This is a genomic window from Pseudomonas sp. PDM20, from assembly GCF_014852575.3.
Classification (GTDB): domain Bacteria; phylum Pseudomonadota; class Gammaproteobacteria; order Pseudomonadales; family Pseudomonadaceae; genus Pseudomonas.
In genome coordinates this window covers 5,956,811-5,978,120 of record NZ_CM181224.1, presented here as the reverse complement: position 1 = coordinate 5,978,120, position 21,310 = coordinate 5,956,811, and the positions used below count along the sequence as shown (strand labels likewise).

20 protein-coding genes are annotated in these 21,310 nt (G+C 66.9%); 3 read left to right on the top strand and 17 right to left on the bottom strand.

Annotated features, from left to right (window positions below):
- Positions 1-1,419: a glutamate synthase small subunit GltD family protein gene (locus IB261_RS27530; protein ID WP_081515425.1), complete on the top strand. Its 1,419-nt coding sequence runs from the start codon at positions 1-3 to the stop codon at positions 1,417-1,419.
- Between the two features lie 188 nt (positions 1,420-1,607).
- The gene (gene hemE / locus IB261_RS27525; RefSeq protein ID WP_081515426.1) at positions 1,608-2,672 is read left to right on the top strand and encodes a uroporphyrinogen decarboxylase; all 1,065 of its coding nucleotides are present in this window, start codon (positions 1,608-1,610) and stop codon (positions 2,670-2,672) included.
- Between the two features lie 371 nt (positions 2,673-3,043).
- Here hemE and gabP read toward each other — a convergent pair whose 3' ends face one another.
- Together gabP and IB261_RS27515 are read right to left on the bottom strand one after the other, a co-directional pair.
- A complete protein-coding gene (gene gabP, locus IB261_RS27520) occupies positions 3,044-4,435 on the bottom strand; it encodes a GABA permease (protein ID WP_081515427.1) in 1,392 nt (463 codons plus the stop codon).
- Positions 4,436-4,678: 243 nt separating this feature from the next.
- Complete coding sequence (locus tag IB261_RS27515) at positions 4,679-6,022, bottom strand: MFS transporter (protein WP_225606209.1); 1,344 nt, start codon at positions 6,020-6,022, stop codon at positions 4,679-4,681.
- A gap of 245 nt (positions 6,023-6,267) precedes the next feature.
- Between IB261_RS27515 and IB261_RS27510 the strand changes: the two genes are divergently transcribed.
- Positions 6,268-7,161, top strand: a complete 894-nt coding sequence (locus IB261_RS27510) for a LysR family transcriptional regulator (RefSeq protein ID WP_081515428.1) — start codon at positions 6,268-6,270, stop codon at positions 7,159-7,161.
- A 138-nt stretch (positions 7,162-7,299) separates the two neighbouring features.
- Here IB261_RS27510 and IB261_RS27505 read toward each other — a convergent pair whose 3' ends face one another.
- Genes IB261_RS27505 through IB261_RS27435 form a run of 15 tightly spaced genes read right to left on the bottom strand, consistent with a single transcriptional unit; the run spans position 7,300 to position 21,276 of the window.
- Positions 7,300-7,740, bottom strand: a complete 441-nt coding sequence (locus IB261_RS27505; protein WP_081515429.1) for an excinuclease — start codon at positions 7,738-7,740, stop codon at positions 7,300-7,302.
- A gap of 27 nt (positions 7,741-7,767) precedes the next feature.
- Positions 7,768-8,166 carry a hypothetical protein gene (locus tag IB261_RS27500; RefSeq protein WP_081515430.1) on the bottom strand — a complete coding sequence of 133 codons (399 nt, stop codon included), beginning with the start codon at positions 8,164-8,166 and terminating at the stop codon, positions 7,768-7,770.
- A gap of 47 nt (positions 8,167-8,213) precedes the next feature.
- Complete coding sequence (locus tag IB261_RS27495; protein WP_192383694.1) at positions 8,214-9,440, bottom strand: beta-ketoacyl-ACP synthase; 1,227 nt, start codon at positions 9,438-9,440, stop codon at positions 8,214-8,216.
- A complete protein-coding gene (gene fabG, locus IB261_RS27490; RefSeq protein ID WP_081515432.1) occupies positions 9,440-10,168 on the bottom strand; it encodes a 3-oxoacyl-ACP reductase FabG in 729 nt (242 codons plus the stop codon). The genes IB261_RS27495 and fabG overlap by 1 nt, the downstream gene beginning before the upstream one ends.
- Entirely contained in the window at positions 10,165-10,662 is a 498-nt protein-coding gene (locus tag IB261_RS27485) for a hotdog family protein (protein WP_081515433.1), read from the bottom strand. The genes fabG and IB261_RS27485 overlap by 4 nt, the downstream gene beginning before the upstream one ends.
- On the bottom strand, positions 10,659-11,882 hold the full coding sequence (locus tag IB261_RS27480) for a beta-ketoacyl-[acyl-carrier-protein] synthase family protein (RefSeq protein WP_192383695.1): 1,224 nt from the start codon (positions 11,880-11,882) through the stop codon (positions 10,659-10,661). Before IB261_RS27480 ends, IB261_RS27485 begins: the two co-directional genes overlap by 4 nt.
- Positions 11,879-12,382 (bottom strand): hypothetical protein, encoded by a 504-nt coding sequence (locus tag IB261_RS27475; protein WP_081515435.1) that lies wholly within the window; start codon positions 12,380-12,382, stop codon positions 11,879-11,881. The genes IB261_RS27480 and IB261_RS27475 overlap by 4 nt, the downstream gene beginning before the upstream one ends.
- 2 nt (positions 12,383-12,384) lie before the next feature.
- The gene (locus tag IB261_RS27470; protein ID WP_192210579.1) at positions 12,385-13,107 is read right to left on the bottom strand and encodes a class I SAM-dependent methyltransferase; all 723 of its coding nucleotides are present in this window, start codon (positions 13,105-13,107) and stop codon (positions 12,385-12,387) included.
- A gap of 16 nt (positions 13,108-13,123) precedes the next feature.
- Positions 13,124-14,362 (bottom strand): NAD(P)/FAD-dependent oxidoreductase, encoded by a 1,239-nt coding sequence (locus IB261_RS27465; protein ID WP_192383696.1) that lies wholly within the window; start codon positions 14,360-14,362, stop codon positions 13,124-13,126.
- Entirely contained in the window at positions 14,349-15,542 is a 1,194-nt protein-coding gene (locus IB261_RS27460) for a cation:proton antiporter (protein WP_192383697.1), read from the bottom strand. Before IB261_RS27460 ends, IB261_RS27465 begins: the two co-directional genes overlap by 14 nt.
- Positions 15,536-17,884, bottom strand: a complete 2,349-nt coding sequence (locus IB261_RS27455; RefSeq protein ID WP_192383698.1) for an MMPL family transporter — start codon at positions 17,882-17,884, stop codon at positions 15,536-15,538. The genes IB261_RS27460 and IB261_RS27455 overlap by 7 nt, the downstream gene beginning before the upstream one ends.
- Entirely contained in the window at positions 17,856-18,449 is a 594-nt protein-coding gene (locus IB261_RS27450; protein ID WP_192383699.1) for an outer membrane lipoprotein carrier protein LolA, read from the bottom strand. The genes IB261_RS27455 and IB261_RS27450 overlap by 29 nt, the downstream gene beginning before the upstream one ends.
- Positions 18,443-18,880 carry an acyl-CoA thioesterase gene (locus IB261_RS27445; protein ID WP_151188542.1) on the bottom strand — a complete coding sequence of 146 codons (438 nt, stop codon included), beginning with the start codon at positions 18,878-18,880 and terminating at the stop codon, positions 18,443-18,445. The genes IB261_RS27450 and IB261_RS27445 overlap by 7 nt, the downstream gene beginning before the upstream one ends.
- Entirely contained in the window at positions 18,873-20,414 is a 1,542-nt protein-coding gene (locus tag IB261_RS27440) for an HAL/PAL/TAL family ammonia-lyase (protein ID WP_192383700.1), read from the bottom strand. Before IB261_RS27440 ends, IB261_RS27445 begins: the two co-directional genes overlap by 8 nt.
- On the bottom strand, positions 20,398-21,276 hold the full coding sequence (locus IB261_RS27435) for a lysophospholipid acyltransferase family protein (protein WP_225606210.1): 879 nt from the start codon (positions 21,274-21,276) through the stop codon (positions 20,398-20,400). The genes IB261_RS27440 and IB261_RS27435 overlap by 17 nt, the downstream gene beginning before the upstream one ends.
- Positions 21,277-21,310: the final 34 nt, after the last annotated feature.

The window sequence follows — 21,310 nt, the reverse complement described above, 5'->3', positions numbered from 1 at the left end:
ATGTCTGAACGTCTTAACAATGACTTCCAGTTCATCGAAGTCGGGCGCAAGGATCCGAAGAAGAAGCTTCTTCGCCAGCGCAAGCGCGAGTTCGTGGAAATCTACGACCTGTTCAAGCCGCAGCAGGCGGCTGACCAGGCCCACCGTTGCCTGGGCTGCGGCAACCCGTACTGCGAGTGGAAGTGCCCAGTCCACAACTTCATCCCCAACTGGTTGAAGCTGGTCTCCGAAGGCAACATCCTTGCCGCCGCCGAACTGTCCCACCAGACCAACACCCTGCCGGAAGTCTGCGGCCGGGTGTGCCCGCAGGACCGCCTGTGCGAAGGCGCCTGCACCCTGAACGATGGCTTCGGCGCGGTCACCATCGGCTCGGTGGAGAAGTACATCACCGACACGGCCTTCGCCATGGGCTGGCGCCCGGACATGTCCAAGGTCAAGCCCACCGGCAAGCGCGTCGCCGTGATCGGCGCGGGCCCGGCAGGCCTGGGCTGCGCCGACGTGCTGGTGCGCAACGGCGTGACCCCGGTGGTGTTCGACAAGAACCCGGAAATCGGCGGCCTGCTGACCTTCGGCATCCCCGAGTTCAAGCTGGAGAAGCAGGTGCTCTCGCGCCGTCGTGAAGTCTTCACCGGCATGGGCATCGAGTTCCGCCTGAACACCGAGATCGGCAAGGACGTCACCATGGAGCAGCTGCTCGATGAGTACGATGCCGTGTTCATGGGCATGGGCACCTACACCTACATGAAAGGCGGCTTCCCTGGCGAAGACCTGCCCGGCGTGCACGATGCGCTGGACTTCCTGATCGCCAACGTGAACCGCAACCTGGGCTTCGAGAAGTCGCCGGAAGACTTCGTCGACATGAAGGGCAAGCGCGTCGTGGTGCTGGGTGGTGGCGACACCGCGATGGACTGCAACCGCACCTCCATCCGCCAGGGCGCCAAGAGCGTGACCTGCGCCTACCGCCGTGACGAAGAGAACATGCCCGGCTCGCGCAAAGAGGTGAAGAACGCCAAGGAAGAAGGCGTGAAGTTCCTCTTCAACCGCCAGCCCATCGCCATCGTCGGCGAGGACAAGGTGGAAGGCGTGAAGGTGGTAGAGACCCGTCTCGGTGAGCCGGACGCCCGTGGCCGTCGCAGCCCCGAGCCGATCCCGGGTTCCGAGGAAATCATCCCGGCGGAAGCCGTGCTGATCGCCTTCGGTTTCCGCCCGAGCCCGGCGCCGTGGTTCGACCAGCACCAGGTGGAAATCGACAGCCAGGGCCGCGTCATCGCCCCGGCGGCCTCGCAGTTCAAGCACCAGACCAGCAACCCGAAGATCTTCGCCGGTGGCGACATGGTCCGCGGTTCCGATCTGGTAGTGACGGCGATCTTCGAAGGCCGCACCGCCGCCGAAGGCATCCTGGACTACCTGGGCGTCTGAGTGCGTTCCATGTAGGGCGAATAAGGCGGAACGCCTTATCCGCCGTGACGGATAACGCCTCTGGCGTTATGCGCCCTACATTGATGACGCAGCGACAAACTGTCGCGATAGACAAAAGGCACGGCACCCGCCGTGCCTTTTCTTTTGGGCTTTGCGAAAATACCCGCACTTTTTTGCCGGATGCCGTTATGACTGCCTTGAAGAACGATCGCTTCCTCCGCGCCCTGCTCAAGCAGCCCGTCGATGTCACCCCTGTCTGGATGATGCGCCAGGCCGGCCGCTACCTGCCGGAGTACCGCGCCACCCGCGCCAAGGCCGGTGACTTCATGAGCCTGTGCATGAACCCGCAGATGGCCTGCGAAGTGACCCTGCAGCCGCTGGACCGCTACCCGCAGCTGGACGCGGCGATCCTCTTCTCCGACATCCTCACCATCCCCGACGCCATGGGCCAGGGCCTGTACTTCGAAACCGGCGAAGGCCCGCGTTTCAAGAAGGTCGTCAGCAACCTGGCCGACATCGAAGCCCTGCCGATCCCTGACCCGGAAAAGGACCTTGGCTACGTGATGGACGCCGTGCGTACCATCCGCCGCGAACTGAACGGCCGCGTGCCGCTGATCGGCTTCTCCGGCAGCCCCTGGACCCTGGCCACCTACATGGTCGAAGGTGGTTCCAGCCGTGACTTCCGCAAGACCAAGGCGATGCTCTACGAAAACCCGCAGGCCCTGCACGCGCTGCTGGACAAGCTGGCGCAGTCGGTCACCAGCTACCTGAATGGCCAGATTCTCGCGGGCGCACAGGCGGTGCAGATCTTCGATTCCTGGGGTGGTGCGCTGTCGGCAGCGGCGTACCAGGAATTCTCCCTGGCCTACATGCAGAAGATCGTCGACGGCCTGATCCGCGAACATGAAGGGCGCCGTGTGCCGGTGATCCTCTTCACCAAGGGTGGCGGCCTGTGGCTGGAGTCCATGGCCAATACCGGCGCCGAAGCGCTGGGCCTGGACTGGACCTGCGACATCGGCAGCGCCCGCGCCCGCGTCGGCGACAAGGTGGCCCTGCAGGGCAATATGGACCCGGCGGTGCTCTACGCCAAGCCGGAAGCCATCCGCGCTGAAGTGGCGCGTATCCTCGGTGCCTTCGGTAATGGCAATGGCCACGTGTTCAACCTTGGCCATGGTGTCACCCCGGAAGTCGATCCTGCCCATGCCGGCGCCTTCTTCGAGGCGGTGCACGAGCTGTCGGCGCAGTATCACTGAGCCTGATGCTTCACTGAAAGCCCCGCAAAGCGGGGCTTTTTTGTGGCTTCCTGTAGGAGCGGGCCATGCCCGCGATCCGCCGGCAGGGCCGGCGCTTTCTTTTGCTCTGGTGTTGCAGGTTTGCTGCGTTGGCTTGGGTGTTTCTGCACCGCTTCAGCGAGTCCTTCTGAACGGGGCATTCGGCGTGTGCTGATGTTTCTCTGGAAGATCTTAAGAGCCGGAGCATTGGCTCTTCGTAGGAGCGAGGGGGACACCATCGTTATTGTTCGCGAACCGCAAGGCACGACGTTCCACGACGCAATGAAAAAAGCCCCGCTCTGCAGCGGGGCTTTTTCGTTCCCTCATGGAGCTTCAGGCCCCATCAGAGTGCATCACGCAGCGTCGCCCACCAGGCCGGCGGCGCGCTGGGACTTGCGGCGGTTGGACACCAGCAGGCCGGAGCAGACCACCACGACGGTCAGCAGGGTGGTGGCGACCACTTCCATGCGATGGTCCGGGCGGATCAGCATGATCACCAGGGCACCGACGATGAAGAGGATCACCGCCCAGGTCAGCCAGGGGAACAGCCACATCTTCAGCTTCAGCTGGTGGCCCTGGGCGAGCAGCTTCTTGCGCATGCGCAGCTGCGACATGGCGATCACCAGGTACACCAGCAGGGCGATGGCGCCGGAGCTGGCCAGCAGGAAGTTGAACACTTCGGCCGGGGCCAGGTAGTTGGCGAAGGTGCACAGGAAGGCCATGGCGGTGGACAGCAGCACGGCGTAGACCGGGGTGCGGCTGGCGCTGGTTACCTGGGCGATCTTCGGTGCGTCACCGCGCTTGCTCAGCGAGTACATCATGCGCGAAGCGGTGTAGAGCGCCGAGTTCAGGCAGCTGGTGACCGAGACCAGCACGATAATGTCGACGATCAGCTTGGCGTAGGGGATGTGCAGGTGTTCCAGCACGGTCTGGTAGGAGCCCATGCTCACCAGGCGCGGGTCGTTCCACGGCACCAGGCAGACCACGATCAGGATCGACAGCAGGTAGAACAGCGCGATACGCCAGATCACCGAGTTGGTGGCGCGGGTGATCTGCTGCTCCGGGTCCTTGGACTCGGTGGCGGCGATGGTGACGATTTCCGAACCCATGAAGGAGAACATGGTGGTCAGCAGCGCGGCGAGCACGGCGCCCCAGCCCTTGGGCAGGAAGCCTTCGCTGGTCAGGTGGCCGATGCCGGAGACTTCGCTGTTGGGCGAGAAGCCGAAGATGGCCGCGCAGCCCAGCACCAGGAAGGCAATGATCGAGACGACCTTGATCAGCGCCAGCCAGAACTCGAACTCACCGTAGTTCTTCACGCTGAACAGGTTGGTCACGGTCAGCGCGGAGGTGATCAGGAAGGCCAGTACCCAGATCGGCGCGCCGGGGAACCAGGCGTGGATGATCGCGGCGGCGGCGTTGGCTTCCAGCGGGATCACCAGGACCCAGAACCACCAGTACAGCCAGCCGATGGTGAAACCGGCCCAGTGACCGATGGCGCGGTCGGCGTAGGTGGAGAAGGAGCCGCTGTCGGGCTGCGCGACGGCCATTTCGGCCAGCATGCGCATCACCAGGACCACCAGCAGGCCGGCGACCAGATAGGAGACCATGACGGCCGGGCCAGCTTCGGCGATGGCGTGGCCGGAGCCTACGAACAGGCCCGCGCCAATGGCACCGGCGATCGAAAGCATCGTGACGTGACGATTTTGCAGGCCCTGGGAGAGCCCGGAAGAGGGGGTGCTGCTCATGCTTTACCTACAACTACGGAGGGAATTGCGTACTGCGGGAGTCGAGGTCCGTTTCAGGATTCCAACAAGTCGTTCAAGAAATTGAACGCAAGTATCGCGCCACATTCTGTTACGACTTAAGTTGTAGGTTGGGGCGTTTCGCTACGAGCCCCGTGGCAAAGGCATTGCTGAAAACGACATCCATGTCTTTGTACGACCGTTCCATGTCGTTTTCAGGCATGCAGATTGTTTTGTGTGTAGAAACTACCCAGCTTTGTTGAGTGCGGGCAGGTCGCGCGGTAACACCGGCAGGCGCGCCAGGTGCAGGGCCACCAGCAGGCCGATGCCCAGCAGACTGGCGATGAACAGGCCCACGCCGTTCCAGCCGTACTGGTGCCAGAAGAGGCCGCCAGCGGTGCCGGCGACGCTGGAGCCGGTGTAGTAGCAGAACAGGTACAGCGACGAGGCCTGGCCCTTGGCCTTCAGGGCGCGGCGGCCGATCCAGCTGCTGGCCACCGAGTGCGCGCCGAAGAAGCCGAAGGTGAACACCAGCAGGCCGACCAGCACCAGGGCCAGCGGTTGCAGCAGGGTGATCAGTACGCCACCGAGCATCAGCGCGATCATCGCCCAGAGCACCTTGCGCCGGCCCAGCTTGTCGGCCAGCGAGCCGACCCACGCCGAGCTGTAGATGCCCGACAGGTAGACCAGCGAGAGCACGCCGACGATGGCCTGGCTCAGGTGATAGGGCTCGGCCAGCAGGCGATAGCCGATGTAGTTGAACAGGGTGACGAAGGCACCCATCAGCAGGAACGCCTCGAGGAACAGCCAGGGCAGGCCGGCATCGCGGAAGTGCCCGGTGAAGCCCTCGATGAGCCGGCGCGGCTTGAGCGGCGCCGGGCGGAAGTTCTTCGATTCGGGCAGGATGCGCCAGAACAGCAGCGCCGCCGCCAGGGCGAGCACGCCCAGGGTGGCCAGCGCCACGTGCCAGTTCACGTAGTCCACCAGCACGCCGCTGATCAGCCGCCCGCTCATGCCGCCAATGGCGTTGCCGCCGATGTACAGCCCCATGGACAGCCCGATGTGCTGCGGGTGGATTTCCTCGGAGAGGTAGGTCATGCCCACCGCCGCCAGACCGCTGAGCGACAGGCCGAGCAGCGCGCGCATGGCCAGCACGCCGTGCCAGGTCGGCATCAGCGAGCTGCCGATGGTGAACAGGGCGGCGAGGACCAGCGAGGCGACCATGATCGACTTGCGCCCGATGGCGTCGGAGATCGGCCCGGTGACCAGCAGGCCGAAGGCCATGGTGATGGTGGAGATCGACAGTACCAGGCTGCTCTGCGCGGCGGTCAGGCTGAAGGCCCTGGACAGCACCGGCATCATCGGCTGCACGCAGTACAGCAGGGCGAAGGTGGCGAAGCCGCCGGAGAACAGCGCCAGCGATGTGCGCATGAATTCCGGGGTGCCTTTCTCGATGTAGGTTTCGATCTCTTCGACGGCGCGCACCACGTCGTCGTTGGCTTCACGCGCGCTCTCGCGCAGATCGGGCAGCACCTCCGCCGGATCGTTGGCGGCGGACGGTTCTTGTACGACAGACGGCTCGGCCGCCATGGAATGTTCTTCCCGCAAAGCCCGCAGGGCAGGTTGACTCACGACACACCTCTGGATGGAAAAGCTGGGGTAGATGACAGCAGAGGACCTGGAGTGGCGGAAAAGGGCCCGCGCGGCCAGGCAAGGAGCAGGTTGGTAGTCGTTATTGGGCTTGTGTGGAAAGGATAAGGAGCGGGCTTTATTATTTCCAATATATTAATCGACACATTTGAGTCGTTTTACGAATCGTTGATGGCGGAGGCTGGATGGAACTGCGACACCTGCGTTATTTCATCGCCGTGGCGGAAGAGCTGCACTTCGGCCGCGCCGCCGAGCAGCTGGGGATTTCCCAGCCGCCGCTGAGCCAGCAGATCCAGGCGCTGGAGGAGGAAATCGGCGCGCGGCTGCTGGAGCGTACCAACCGCCGCGTGGCGCTGACCGAGGCCGGCAAGCTGTTTCTCGACGAAGCGCGGCAGGTGTTGCAGCAGGTGGACCGTGCCGTCTTGCTGGCGCGGCGTGCGCACCAGGGCGAGATCGGCGAGCTGAAGGTTGGCTTCACCGCCTCGGCGCCGTTCACCTCCAGCATCCCGCGCGCCATCCTGGCATTCCGTCAGGCCTACCCGGACGTGCACCTGGACCTGCAGGAACTGAGCAGCGGGCAGGCGGTGCAGGCGCTGCTGGAAGAGCGCGTGCAAGTCGGCCTGATTCGTCCGATCCCGCTGCCGGAAACCCTGGAAGCCGTGGAGCTGTTCAGCGAGCCGCTGGTGGCCGTGTTGCGCGCCGATCATCCGCTGGCGCAGGCCAGCCAGGAGGGGCTGGAGTTCGCCTTGCTGGCGGACGAGCCGTTCGTGTTTTTCCCGCGCAGCTACGGCACGGGCCTCTACAGCCAGCTGATGGCGCTGTCGCGGCAGGCCGGCTTCAGCCCGCGCATCGCCCAGGAAGCGGGCGAGGCGATGACCATCATCGGCCTGGTGGCAGCGGGGCTCGGTGTGTCGATGCTGCCGGCGTCGTTCCGCCGGACGCGGGTGGATGGCGTGGTCTATCGCACCCTCAGCGATCCGGGCGCGACCAGTTCGGTGTGGCTGGTGCGGCGCCGCAACGAGACGTCCCGCCTGGCGCAGTCGTTTTTCGACCTGGTTACCCAGCAAATCCAGGCCTGACTCAGGCACATAGGCGGATAACGCCTGGGGCGTCATGCGCCCTACGGGGGGCCGGATAACGTAGGGCGCATAAAGCGGAACGCTTTATCCGCCGATACCCAAAGCCGGGCACGGCGGACAGCGCTGCGGGACAGCGGCTTATTTGGCGTAGTCGGCCTTCAGCGCCACGCCGGCGATGACTGCGCCGGCGTGGCACTCGAACTGCTTGGCGTCCTTGTACTCGTTGCGCTTGTAGTAGCTGACGATGTTGGTCACGGCGGTGGCGCCGGCCTTCTTCGCCGAGTCCTGCAGGGTGATCAGTGCTGATTGCAGTGCCCAGCGGCAGGCTTCCTCGTCGCTCTTGTTGAAGGCGTTGGTCTTCTTGTTGGTGATGGCGCCGGACTGGACCACGTTCAGCTTGTCACCCGCCGGGTTGCCCGCCAGGTAGAACTTCACGCTGCCGTCCAGACGACCGGCCTTCACCGCCTCGGCGACGACTTCGTCGAAGGGCAGGTGCAGGGTGGTGTCGCGAGCCTGGCTGATGCCGGGGATGGACGCGCAGAGCGCGAGGGCGAACAGCCCGAGGGTCTTGCGTTGCATGGATCGACTCCTTGTCGATGAGGGGGATCAGTTGCTCGGCGGGGCGAGGTGCAGGTTCTGCAGGATCTTGTTGTTGAGGATGGCGACCCACTTGTTGTAGTTGCGGTGGATCTGCCCGTCCTTCTCGTCCAGGCCGCGGCTGCTGCGCAGCTTGATGGAGTACTGCTGGCTGCTGTAGGGAATGCTGACCTCGGCGTGGTGCCGCTCGCGCACGGTTATCTCGGCGTAGATCACGTTGCCGGAGTCCTGCTGCACGGTCCATTTCTGCTCTTCCAGCGCATCGTGGATCGCCGCCTGCACCTGCACCGAGGTGCGGTTGCTGTCCGGCGGCAGGCTCTGGTCGATGTTTTCCACGGGCTTGGTGGTGCAACCGACGGCCATCGCGGTGGCCACGCAGAGCAGCAGGCTGCGGATCAGTCGGGACATGGTTTGCTCTCCTTGCAGTGTCGTTGGGCGGTAACGGTGAGAAAGGCTCAGCGCCAGCGGCGGAAGATCAGCGAGGTGTTGATCCCGCCGAAGGCGAAGTTGTTGTTCATCACGTACTCGTGGCTCATCGCGCGCGGCTCGCCCCGCAGGTAGTCGAGGTCGCCGCAGCGCGGGTCGATCTCGTCCAGGTTGAGGGTGTGCACGTAGCGGTCGCTGTTCATCATCTCGATGCTGAACCAGGACTCCAGCGCGCCGCACGCTCCCAGAGTGTGGCCCAGGAAACTCTTCTGCGAGCTGATCGGCATGCGATTTCCGAAGAGTTCGCTGGTCGCCAGGGTTTCGGCGATATCGCCCTGCTCGGTGGCGGTGCCGTGGCCGTTCACGTAACCGATGGCCTCGCTCGGCAGGCCGGCATCTTCCAGCGCCAACTCCATCGCGCGGCGCATGGTCGACTGTTCCGGGCGGGTGGTGTGCTGGCCGTCGGCGTTGCTGCCGAAGCCGACGATCTCGGCGTGGATGCACGCACCGCGGGCGAGGGCGTGGTCCAGGTCTTCCAGTACCAGCATGCCGGCGCCTTCGCCGATCACCAGGCCATCGCGGCCGCTGTCGTAGGGGCGCGGCGTCTGCTGCGGGGTGTCGTTCTTCAGGCTGGTGGCGTAGAGCGCATCGAACACCATGGCCTCGGTCGGGCACAGCTCCTCGGCGCCGCCGGCGAGCATCAGCGGCAGGCGGCCGAAGCGGATCGCCTCGTAGGCGTAGCCGATGCCCTGGCTGCCGCTGGTGCAGGCGCTGGAGGTGGGGATTACCCGGCCGGTGAGGCCGAAGAAGATGCTGATATTCGCCGCCGTGGTGTGCGGCATCATGCGTACGTAGGAGTTGGCGTTGAGGCCGTCGGCCACCGAGTTCAGCAGCATGTTGCCGAACGCCTTGATCTCGTCGGTGCTGCCGGTGGACGAGCCGCAGGCGACGCCCATGCGGCCGTCGCGGATGGATTCGTCGCCCAGCAGCCCGGCGTCGGCCAGCGCGCGCTCGGCGGCGCCCACCGACAGGCGCGAGACGCGGCCCATGCTGCGCAGCTGCTTGCGGGTCCAGTGCCTGGGCACCACGAAATCCAGTACCGGGCCGGCCAGGCGGGTGTTCAGTTCGGTGAAGCGGTCCCACTCATCCATGCGGCGGATGCCGCTCTGGTTGGCGCTGAAGTGCGCCTCGATGCTCGCCCAGTCCGAACCCAGGGAGGTGATGCCGGACATGCCGGTGATGACGACGCGCTTCATCAGCACAGCCCTCCGTTGACCGCCAGCACCTGGCGGGTGATGTAGCCGGCCTCGGCCGACATCAGGAAATTCACTGCGCCGGCGACTTCTTCCGGGGTGCCCATGCGCTGGGCGGGGATCATCTTGAGGATTTCCTCCACCGGCACCTGCTCGTCGAGCATCGCGGTATCGATCAGCCCCGGTGCCACGCAGTTCACGGTGATTTTCCGCTTGCCCAGCTCGATGGCCAGAGCCTTGGCGGCGCCGATCACGCCGGCCTTGGAGGCGCTGTAGTTGACCTGGCCGCGGTTGCCGATCAGCCCGGACACCGAGGTGATGCAGACGATGCGCCCCGGTTGGCGGCGGCGGATCATCGGCATGATCACCGGGTGCAGGACGTTGTAGAAACCGTCGAGGTTGGTCCGCAGCACCTGGTCCCAGTCTTCCTCGGTGAGCGCCGGGAAGGCGCCGTCGCGGGTCAGGCCGGCGTTGCACACCACGCCGTAATAGGCGCCGTGGGTTTCCACGTCGGCCTCGAGGATGTTGCGCGCGGCTTCGCGGTCGGCCACGTCGAACTGCAGCACGCGGGCGCTGCGCCCCAGTGCCTGGACTTCGGCCTGCACGGCGTCGGCTTCGGCGCGGCCGCTGCGGCAGTGCAGCACCAGATCGAAGCCGGCCCGCGCCAGGCGCAGGGCGATGGCGCGGCCGATGCCACGGCTGGAGCCGGTTACGAGGATGGAATCAGTCATACGCTTGGCTCTTTCGGCTCTCGGTTCTCGGTTTTTTGATCAGCGAGAGCGGGTTCTTGTAGATAGCTGGCAACCTCTGGCGGGCGGAACACGGTGAGGCGCGCCAGCGCCTTGATCCCCGGTCCTTCCAGATGGCATTCGAAGACGCCCATGCCATTGTCGTCCTGCAGGGTGCGGATGGCATGGATAGTGAGCTGCGCGCCGGCCGGAAAGCTCGCCACGTCGCACTGGTACTGGCGGGTGCCGAGCAGGAAGCCCAGCTCCACCGGCTCGCCGCGCGAGCGTGCCTGGCAACCGGCGTAGGCGGCGACGCTCTGCGCCATCAGCTCCACGCCGACCCAGGCCGGCAGGCTGCCGTCGGCTTCGTTGAACAGGCCGCCCGGGCGCACTGTCAGGCGCGTGCGGATATCCTCGTCGCCGAAGTCGAGCACTTCGTCGATGAGGATCATGTCGCCCGCGTGGGGCAGCAGGGAGGCGATCGGCCAGTCGATCATCGGGTCACTCCAGAATCCTTGCTCATCTCGCCCAGGATCAGGCTGATGTTGTTGCCGCCGAAGGCGAACGAGTTGCTCATCAGGTAGCGCGGACCTTCGGTCGGCAGTCGCGGCGCGTCGTCCCCCACCAGTTGCAGCGCCGGCAACTGCGGGTCGGCGATGCCGTCCCAGCATTGCGGTGGCAGACGCCGCTCGGGGTTGTGCTCGCCCAGCAGCAACCAGCAGAACGCCGCTTCCAGCGCGCCGGCGGCGCCGAGGGTATGCCCGGACAGCGGCTTGGTCGAGGAGCAGGGCACGCCGGCGGGGAATTCCGCGCTGACGGCAAGGCTCTCCATGGCGTCGTTGTGCGTAGTCGCGGTGCCGTGCAGGTTCAGGTAGGCGATCTGCCCGGCCTCCAGCCGCGCCTCGGCCAGCGCCTTGCGCATCGCTGCGCGGGCGCCACGCCCTTCGGGTTCGGGGGCGGAGATGTGGTACGCATCGGAGCTGGCACCGGTGCCGAGCAGGGCGACTGTACCGGGCTCGCGGGTCATCAGGAACAGCGCGGCACCTTCGCCGATATTGATGCCCTTGCGGTTCGCCGAGAAGGGTTTGCACAGCTCATCCGACACCGCTTCCAGCGCGCTGAAGCCGTTGAGCGTCAGCTCGCACAGGCTGTCCACGCCGCCGCACAGCACGGCATCGCACAGCCCCAGGTTCAGCAGCCGGCGCGCGCTCTGCAGGGCGCGGCCGCTGGAGGTGCAGGCGGTGGAAATCACGTAGGTCGGGCCGGCCAGTTGGTAGTGATCCGCGAGGTACACGGCCGGGTCCGACAGCTCCTGGTGGGAGTAGTGGAAGCCTTCGGGCAACTGCCCGTGCAGCCTGTGGTGGCGCACGCCCTGGGTGGTTTCCTGGATGCCCGACGTGCTGGTGCCCAGCACCACTGCCACGCGTGCGGCGCCGTAGCGCTGGATGGCGGCGTGGATGGCCGGGTCGATCTGCGTGGCGGCGGCCAGCAAAAGGCGGTTGTTGCGGGTGTCGTGGCGCTTGTCCGGGATGGCTGCCAGGCGCGCCTTCACCGTGCCGACGGGAATGCTCCTGCCTGGCACCCAGCCAGCCTGCACCTGCATGCCGGCGGACTCGCCCGCCAGCAGCGCGGCGGCCACTTCGCGGCGGTCGTTGCCCAGCGCGCAGATCAGGCCCAGCTCGTTGAGGTAGCTCACGTTGAGGTGCGTGGCGGTCATGGTGCGGCGCTCTCGGCGTTCAGGGGCGTCACCCGGTAGCGAAGGTCGGCGGATTCGAGGGTGAACTCCTGCGCCGACCGGTAGGTGATCTTCCAGCGTTGCTGCAGGTGGCGACCGTGCTCGTCCGCCCGGTAGTCCGTGGTCTGGTAGCGCGAGGCGAGATCACCCTCGGGCGTCAGCGCGAACAGCAGCACGGCGAAGAGTTCGCGCGCCTCGGGGTTGGGCGGCAGCAGGCCGTCGTTGCTCCATTCTCCCTCACGCAGCAGCTGGCGCGACAGCGGTATGCCCAGCGGATCGATCAGCGACCAGCGCAGCGCTGTGCCTTCCTGCTGGATCACCAGCAGCCAGTCCTGTGTCGAGGGTTGGCTGGCCTGGCCTTGTTCGCGCTGGATGTGCAGCTGCAACGGCGTCGCCAGCGGCGGCAAAGCGGACGGCAGCGGCGCATGCTGGGCACAGCCGGCCAGCAGCAGGACAAAGGCGAGACTCAGCCAGCGGATCATGCTCAGCGGCTCTCCAGGGGTTTGCGCACCACGGCGTTGACCAGGGTCTCCTCGCGCTGGCCGAACGGTTTCGGCTTGCGCAGGCCCCAGCGTTCCAGCAGGCCGAAGTCCTTGGCGCGGCTCCACCACAGGTAGGGGTAGGAAACGTTCTTCTCGCTGAATTCGAAGCCCTGCTCGCGGAGCATCTGCAGGTACTGCGCGGCGCTCTTCTGCACATGCATCGGGTGGCGGAAGAACCAGCGGATCACCCAGGTATCGATGTACGCCTCGGTGGACTCGGCGAACAGCAGCAGGCCGCCCGGCTTGAGCACCCGCCAGAACTCCTGCAGCGCCTGCTCCTGCTCCACCAGGTGGTGGAAGGTCTGGTGGCAGAACAGGATATCGACGCTGGCCGAAGGCAGCATCAGGTCGGCGCAGTCGGCGCAGTTCAGTTCCACCTCGATGTTCTCCCGCGCCGCTTCCACGGCCGAGCAGTCGAGACTGTGCGGGTCGGCGTCGAGACCGATCATGCGGCCGGGTTTGAAGGCCTCGCTCAGCAGGCGGAACGAGCGGCCCTGGCCGCAGCCGGCGTCCAGCAGCACCGGGTTTGCCGGGATGTCCCAGCTGACCAGGCGCTTGAGGTCGTTGATCGCCACGCGCAGCACGTGGTGCTGCCAGGTGTGGCTCTGCAGGAACCAGAAACCGAAACGGGTTTCTTCGACGTAGGTGGAGGCGGGGCGGGTCATGACAGTCCTTGTCCTTTCAGCTTGCACAGATTTCGGAGAGTACCCGCAGGCGACGCTGCGGTTCGGCGACGAAGGGATTGCGCGTATCCCAGGCGTAGCCGGCGAGGATGGAGCAGATCATCCGGCGGATTTCCGGGGTGGCCTTTTCGTAGAAGATCACGTCCTGGAAGCTGCCGTCGTACCAGCCCTCGACGTAGGCGCGGAAGGTGTCCACGCCGCGCTTGAGTGGCTGGGCGAAATCGCCTTCCCAGTCCACGGTCTCGCCCTTGAGCTGACAGTCGAGCAGGTTGGCCGCCATGCTGGAGGAGCGCATGGCGATGGTGACGCCGGAGGAGAATACCGGGTCGAGGAATTCCGCTGCGTTGCCGAGCAGGGCGAAGCCCGGCCCGGCCAGGCGCTTGACGTTCGCCGAGTAGCCGCCGAGGGTGCGCGCGGGGGTGTCCCACACGGCATTCTCCAGCAGCGGGCGCAGGTTCGGCGCAGCGTCGAAGAAGCCCTTCAGGCAGGCGTCCAGGTCATCCAGCTTGCCTTCGAAGTGACGGTCCTCGGCAACCACGCCGACCGAGGTGCGGCCATCGCTGAAGGGGATGGTCCAGTACCAGATGCCGCGCTCTTGCGGGTGGATGCTGATGAGGATCTTCTCGCGGTCGAATTCAGGCGCGTCGATCCGGTCCTCGATATGCGTGAACACGGCGCGGCGCACCGGGAAGCCGGACGGCGCCTCAAGGTCCAGCAGGCGCGGCAGCACACGGCCGTAGCCACTGGCGTCGAGGACGAAGGCGCACTCCACTTCGTACTCGCTGCCGTCCAGGCGACGCACCCGCAGGCGCGGGCAGTCGCCGGCGAAATCGGCAGCGATGATTTCTTCTTCGTAGCGAATTTCCACGCCCTGCAGCTCGGCCTGGTCGGCCAGCAACTGGTCGAAGCGCGCGCGCTGGACCTGGAAGGTCGACCCCTTGCCTTGCGTGAACTTGTCGCGGAAGTCGAACGCGGTGTAGCGCTCGCCCCAGCCGAAGGCGGCGCCGTGCTTCACCTGGAAGCCGGCGGCGAGCACGGCGTCGAGCATCCCCGCTTCCTCGACGAAGTCCAGGCAGTGCGACAGCAGGCTCTCGCCGATGGAGAAGCGCGGGAAGCGCTGGCGCTCCAGCACCAGCACGTCGTGGCCCTTGCGCTTGAGCAGGGCGGCGGCGATGGCGCCGGACGGGCCGGCGCCGATGACGACGACGGTGCGTTGTTGCAGTTCAGGGGCGGACATCTGAGGGGCTCCTTGCCGGTGCCTGATCCTGGGACAAAGACAGGGAATCAGGCGGGGTAGCGGTGGCGGCGCGCGGGCGGCGCACGCCGCAGAGGGCGGGCAGCAGGGTGGCGAACAGGCTCATCAGCAGCAGGCTGAAATACAGCAGCGAGTCGATGTGGCCCTGCTGGAACAACAGGTTGAGGAAAACGATTTCGGTCAGCCCGCGGATGTTCAGCAGCAGGCTTTCCTTCCACAACTCACCCAGGCTCGCGCCCGGCAGCGCCCAGCGCAGGCCGAGCCAGCTGCCGGCCAGCTTGCTGAGCACCGGCAGCGCCAGCAGCGCGCCGAGGTAGAGCCAGGAGTAGCCGGCGAGGGCGTGGTGGAAATCGATCTGGAGGATGCCGAAGGCCAGCACCAGCGGTACCAGCAGATAGTTCTGCAGCGCCTGCGCCGCCCGCGGCGACACCGGCAGGCGGAACGATTGGCGCACCGCGGCCTGGGCCATCAGCCAGGTGATGGCGAACACCAGGGTGTTCAGGTGCCAGTGCTGGCAGGCGATCATCAGGCCGAAGAAGGGCAGGCTGTAGGCCAGGTGCTGGCGCACGCCGATCAGCCTCAGCAACAGCGGCCCCGCGCCGGCCAGCAGTGGCCACACCAGTTGGGACGGATCGCTGCTGCCCTGGGCCAGGCCGAACAGGCTCCAGCACCACAGGTCCATCAGCACCGCCGCGTGCATTAGGCGGCGGGTGGCGTCCTCGGGGTAATCGATGTTGCGCAGGAACAGGTAGAGCACCGGGATCGCGGTGATCGAGAACAGCAGGCCGATGCCCAGCACGCTCATGCCTTCGCGCACGCCCAGCAGCCACCAGGCGCTGGCCATGCCGCAGGCCAGTGGCACGGCGAAGCTGGGCAGGGCGATCTTCAGGCTCTGGCGGCTGACGTCGAGGTCGATCACGTCACTGAGGATGTGCCCCAGCAGCAGCGCGAAGCCGATGTCGTAAAGCGGCTTGAGCCAGGGCGCGGTAACCAGCGAGCGCACCTCGAAGCCCTGACCCTGGAGGACGATGAACAGCAGCGGCAGCAGCAGGCCGGCCACCAGCAACTGGCTGACGATGGGCAGCAGGCGCAGGCGCCGCCCGCCGATCACGGCCAGGGCGAACAGCGGCGGCATGGCCAGCCAGAAGAGGATCGTCAGCATGCCGGAGCTCCTTCTCGGGTGCTGGCTTGTGCCCAGGGGCAGAACAGGAAGCAGAACCCCAGGCCCAGGCCCACGGCCAGGCCAAAATTGCTGATCACCGGCGTGGCCGACAGCGCCAGCAGGCCGAACGACAGCCAGGTGGTGATGGCCGCCAGCAGCACGCCGACCAGGCTCACTGCCGCGCCGCCGACGCGCTCACGCATGAGGATGGTGTAATCCACGCCGATGGCGGTGACCAGCAGCAGGCCGAACAGGCTGAACAGCGTCAGCGGCTGGCCCAGCCAGCCGAGGCTGGCGAGGCTGCACAGCGCTGCCAGCAGCGGCAGCAGGACGATGCGCAGGGCGCCGCGCGGACCGAAGGGTTTGAGCAGCAGGGCGAAGATCAGCACGCAGGAGAGCAGCTTGAGTTCGGTGGCGCTGACCTGGGTGGCGGCGAACAGGCGGTTCAGCTCGCCGAGGCGATCCACCAGCTGCACGCCCTCCAGCCCCTTGGCCCGTTCGGCCAGCACGTCGGCGTCGGACAGCCCCTGCAGGCTCACCAGCCCGGCCACGCCGCCGTCCACCGTGCCCAGCCATAGCGGCCGCCACGGCTCGCCGAGCGGACCCTTCAGGGCCTGGTCCAGGGACTGTGGCGGAAGCTGTTCCAGCTGATCCAGCTCGGCTTGCAGCGCGGCCTGCGCAATGCCCAGGTCGATCAGTGCCTGCCAGTGTTGCGGCAACTGGCGCAGCGCTTCGCGGGCCTGCTGTTGTTGCTGCGCGGTGGCAAGCAACTGGTTGAGCGCGAGGTAGCCCTTGAGCTGGCCGGAGGCGACCAGCTTGTCCAGTCGCGCAGCCAGTTCGGCCTGGCGTTGCAGCAGCTGGGTTTCATCGCTGGCGCGGACCAGGAAGAACTGGCTGGTGGGCTGGTAGCCGGTGATGCGCGCGGCGGCCTGGGCCTCGCTGAGCAATTGCGGCTTGGCGCCCAGCCACTGGCGCAGGTCGTTCTTCACCTGCAGTTGCCACAGCCCGCCGGCGCAGAACAGCGCGACCACCGCGAGCAGCGGCCAACTGCCGGTGCGCTGGAGCAGGGCCTGGCGCAGGCCGATCAGGCGCTCGCCCAGCGAGAGCAGCAGAGGTTGTGGAGCGATGGCGTTGCCGCGCAACAGCAGCGGCAGCAGGCCGATCACGCACAGGTAGGCGGCGAGCAGGCCGGCCACCGAGAAGGTCGCCACCTGGGTCAGTGCCGGGAAGGGCGTGCAGGCCAGGGCGAGGTAGCCGATCAGGTTGGTGGCGAGGCTGAGAAACAGCCCGCGCTGGCTCAGCTTCAAAGCATGCCAGGGCTGCCAAGGAGCGACAGTCCAGGCTTTCGACAGATAGTGCAGCGGGTAATCCGAGGCCACGCCGATCAAGCTGGCACCCAGCATCAGGGTGAGCAGGTTGATCTTGCCGAACAGCGCGATGCACGCGGTGGCGCCCGCCAGCACGCCGACCAGCACCGGCAGGAAGGCCAGCAATGCGCGCCCGCGACGGAAGGCGAGCAGCAACAGGAGCAGGGTGCCCAGCGCGGCGCCGCCGCCAACCCAGGTCATTTCGCGGCTGGCCTGGCGCTGGCCGTCGGCCGCATACAGCAGGCCGCTGGCGGCGACGATCTGCCCGCCGTCGGCCGCCAGTTGCTGGCGCGCCTCGGCGATCTGCGCGGCCACGGCGCGCGGCAGGTTCATGTCGAAGGCATCGGCGCGGGTGCGTGCGCGCAGCAGCACCCAGTTGCGCCCGTCGTCTTCGGCGAGCAGCGCGCCGCTGCCGATGTCCAGCTGCACCTTCGCCGTCAACGGCTGGTGGTGCTGGATGCGCAAGGCCAGGCCGAACCAGTCCTGGTCATTGGGCAGCAGGCCGAAGCCGGAGAAGGGATCGAAGAGTTGTTCGACGCGCTGCTGGATGAAGGCGGCGGGGTCATCGGAGAGCTGGCGGCGGTCATCGGCATTGAGCAGCGCGAGGCGGCCGGCGCGCAGTTGTTCGCGCAGTGCCGGCAGGTCGGCCTGTACGCCCCACTGCACCTTCTCGTAGAGGCCGCTGGCTTGCCAGCGCTCGGCCAGCTCGCGGGCGTGGGCGATGGCGGTGTCGCGCTCGGGGTAGCCGACCAGCACCAGCAGTTCGCGGTTGAGCGGCTCCTGCATGCGCTGCTCGGCCTGCTTCTGCAGGGCATCACGGCTGCTGCCGGGCACCAGTTCCAGCAGGTCGGTGCTCAGCGGCGCGGCACCGCGCCATTGCCAGGCGGCGAGGGCGAGCAGCGCCAACAGCCCGGCGATCACCAGGCGTGGCAGCCACTGCGGCCGCTCAGCGGGCAAAGTCACTGCGCTCCGCATCGGTCAGGCTGTCGCCGGGCTGGCTGCTGGTCATGCGCAGCACGGTGCGGTCGCCCTGGGCTTCGTGCAGCTCGATGCGCTGCACCAGTTCGCCGCCGGCAATCTCGATGCTGTCGAAGATCTGCTTGAGCAGCACGGCGCGCGGCGTCAGGGTGAGTGTCCAGTCGTTCGCCTCGCCGCTCAGGGCGAGGTCGAAGTCGCGCTGCAGGCCGCTGCTGTCGCCTTCCAGTACGGCGAGGAACAGGCGGTTCTGCTGTGCGCTGGCGCTGCGTTGCGGCAGTTGCTGCCAGCCACTGGCGTCGCGCCGGGCGATGCCCTGGTCGTCGATGCGGTAGTCCTGCTTCAGCGGCGTCTGCAGCAGCCAGAGGAGGCCGTGCTGCTTGGCGAGGATGAAGTGGCCCTTGCTCACCAGCGGCTGCGGCAGCGAACGCAGGTGTTTCTCCTGGACGAACTCGCCGCGTACCACCGTCGGTTTGCCGAGCTGCGCGGCCAGTTGCGGCAGGTCGAAGGCGTGGGCCAGCGGAGCGAGCAGAAGGCCGCAGACGAGCAGGGCGCGCTTCAGCATGCTTCGGCCTCCAGTGCGCGCTGCACGGCGTCGATGAACACGGCGGGCGAAACCATCTGCATCTCGCGGCTGGCGATCTCCACCGCCACCTGGGTGCTGCTGGCGCGGGTCAGGCGCTCGCCGGTCTCGGCGTCGCTGATCAGGTAGTTGATCTTCAGGCGGTTCTCCCACTCCACCAGGTCGGCGCGCACGCTGATGCGCTGGCCGAAACGCGCGCCGCGTACGTAGCGCAGCTGCAGGTCGATCACCGGCCAGGCGTAGCCCGCCTCGCGCATCTGCGAGTAGTTGTGGTCGAGCCTGTCGAGCAGGGCGCAGCGCGCGACTTCCAGGTACTTGACGTAGTGGCCGTGCCAGACCACTTCCATCATGTCGACGTCGAAGAACGGCACGAGGATTTCCACCTCGGCCTGCAGCACGCCGGCCTTACGCATAGAGCCCCCAGTGGCGCGCGCGGATGCGCTCCAGGCACAGGCGCAGTTCGCCTTCCAGGGCGCGGTCCTCGATCAGCGGCGGGAAGTCCTGGCCGAGTTGTTCGTGCATGCCGCCCAGCGGTGCCGGCAGCGGGCGCGCACCGGCTTCGCCGCAGCGCAGCCAGACGCCCTGTTGCGCGGCCAGCAGGGTGGCGGCGGCGACCTGTTCGGTCAGCTCCAGGGTGCGCAGGGCATCGCGCGCGGCGATGGTGCCCATGCTCACCTTGTCCTGGTTGTGGCACTCGGTGGAGCGCGAGAACACGCTGGCCGGCAGGGTGTTCTTCAGCGCCTCGGCGGTCCAGGCGCTGGCGCCGATCTGCACGGCCTTGAAGCCGTGGTTGATCATCGCGCGGTCCGCCGGAGCACCCGAGAGGTTGCTCGGCAGGCCATGGTTGTAGCGGGTGTCCACCAGCAGTGCGAGCTGCCGGTCGAGCAGGTCGGCGACGTTGGCCACGAGGTTCTTCAGGCTGTCCATGGCGAAGGCGATGTGCCCGCCGTAGAAGTGCCCGCCGTGGAGCACGCGCTCGTCCTCGGCGTCGATGATCGGGTTGTCGTTGGCGCTGTTCAGTTCGATCTCGATGAACTGCCGCAGCAGGCCCAGGCTGTCGGCCAGCACGCCCAGCACGTGAGGTGCGCAGCGCAGCGAGTAGCGGTCCTGCAGGCGGTGCAGCGGCGGCGTCGGTGCGTCGATGGCGAGGTCCTGGCGAATCCACGCGGCGACCTGCATCTGCCCCGGATGCGGCTTGGCGGCGAACAGGCGCTCGTCGAAGTGCTCCGGGTTGCCTTGCAGGGCGATGACGTTCAGCGCGGTAATGCGCGTGGCCAGCTTGAGCAGGTAGTCCGCGCGCGAATAGGCGAGGCAGGCCAGGCCGGTCATCACCGCCGTGCCGTTCATCAGCGCCAGCGCTTCCTTGGGCCGCAGCACCAGCGGCTGCCAGCCCAGCTCGGCATGGACGTCGGCGGCGCTGCGGTGCTCGCCGCGCCACAGCACTTCACGCTCGCCGGCGAGGGTGGCGGCGACATAGGACAGTGGCGTGAGATCACCGCTGGCGCCCACCGAACCCTCTTCCGGGATCAGCGGCAGGATGTCCAGGGCGAGGAAAGCATGCAGGCGCTCCAGCAGTTCCAGGCGTACGCCGGAAACCCCGTGGCTCAGCGAGCGCAGGCGCGCGGCGAGCACGGCGCGCACGGCGGCCGGTTCCAGCAGCTTGCCCAGGCCGCAGCCGTGGAAGGTGAACAGGTGCTGCGGCAGTGCCTCGACGTGCTCCAGCGGCACAGCCACCACGCAGGAATCGCCATAGCCGGTGGTGACGCCGTAGATCACGCCTTCCTTGTCCAGCAGGGTGTCGAGGAACTGCGCGCCGCGGGCGATCCGGGCGCGGAAGTCGGCGTCGTCGTCCAGGCGGCTTTCGACGCGGCGCTCGGCGAGGGCGACGATCTGTTCGATGCTCAGGTGGCCTTGGCCGAAAACCGGCGTTTCAGTGGCTGTCGTCATGGGCTTTCCAGAACGGGTAGAAGTTGAACCACTGCTGCGGTGCGCGCAGACAGTAGTGTTCCAGGCGCTGGGCGTAGCGCTGGGTCCAGTGTTTCAGGACCTCCGCGCGGTCGCTGCGGCGCCACTGGATGCGTTCGGCGAAGGGCTCCAGGTGCACGCGGTAGCGGCCCTCTTCCTTCAGGCAGAACATCAGGTTGGCCGGGCACTGCAGCAGCCCGGCGAGCAGCCAGGGGCCCTGCGGGAGTGCGGCCGGGGCGCCGAGGAAATCGACCTCGACGTTGCGCCCGCCGTGCAGCGGAATGCGGTCGCCGGCAATCGCCAGCCATTCGCCGGCGTCCAGGCGCTGGGACAACTGCAGCATGATCGCCGGGTCCAGTTCGCTCACCTGGATCAGCCGCAGGTGGCTGGCGCCGGACTCGCCCAGCAGCTTGTTGAACTGCTCGGCGTGGCGGGTGTGCACCAGCACGTTCATGCGCACCTTCTCGCCCAGTTCCGCCAGCGCGCGGCAGACTTCGAGGTTGCCCAGGTGCGCGCCCACCAGCAGCTGGCCACGGCCGCTGCGCAACTGCGCGCGCAGGTTGTGCGGGTCATTGAGTTCGATGCTGGCGAGGTCCAGGCGGCCGGCCCAGACATCGAGCTTGTCGAGGATGGCGTCGGCGAAGGCCATGAACTGGCCGAACACGCGGCCGGTGGTCGGGCTCAGCGAGGCGTTGCCGCTGTGCTGCGCCAGGCGCTGCTGGTACTCGCGGATGGCGCCGCGCGCACGGGCGCCGAAGAGGAAGAAGTACAGCACGATCAGGTGCAGCAGCGGCGACAGCAGGCGCCGGCCGAGGGTGCGCGCCGCCCAGGCGGTGAAGCGCATCAGCAGCAGGCTGCCGCGCTCGCGCTGTTGCGCC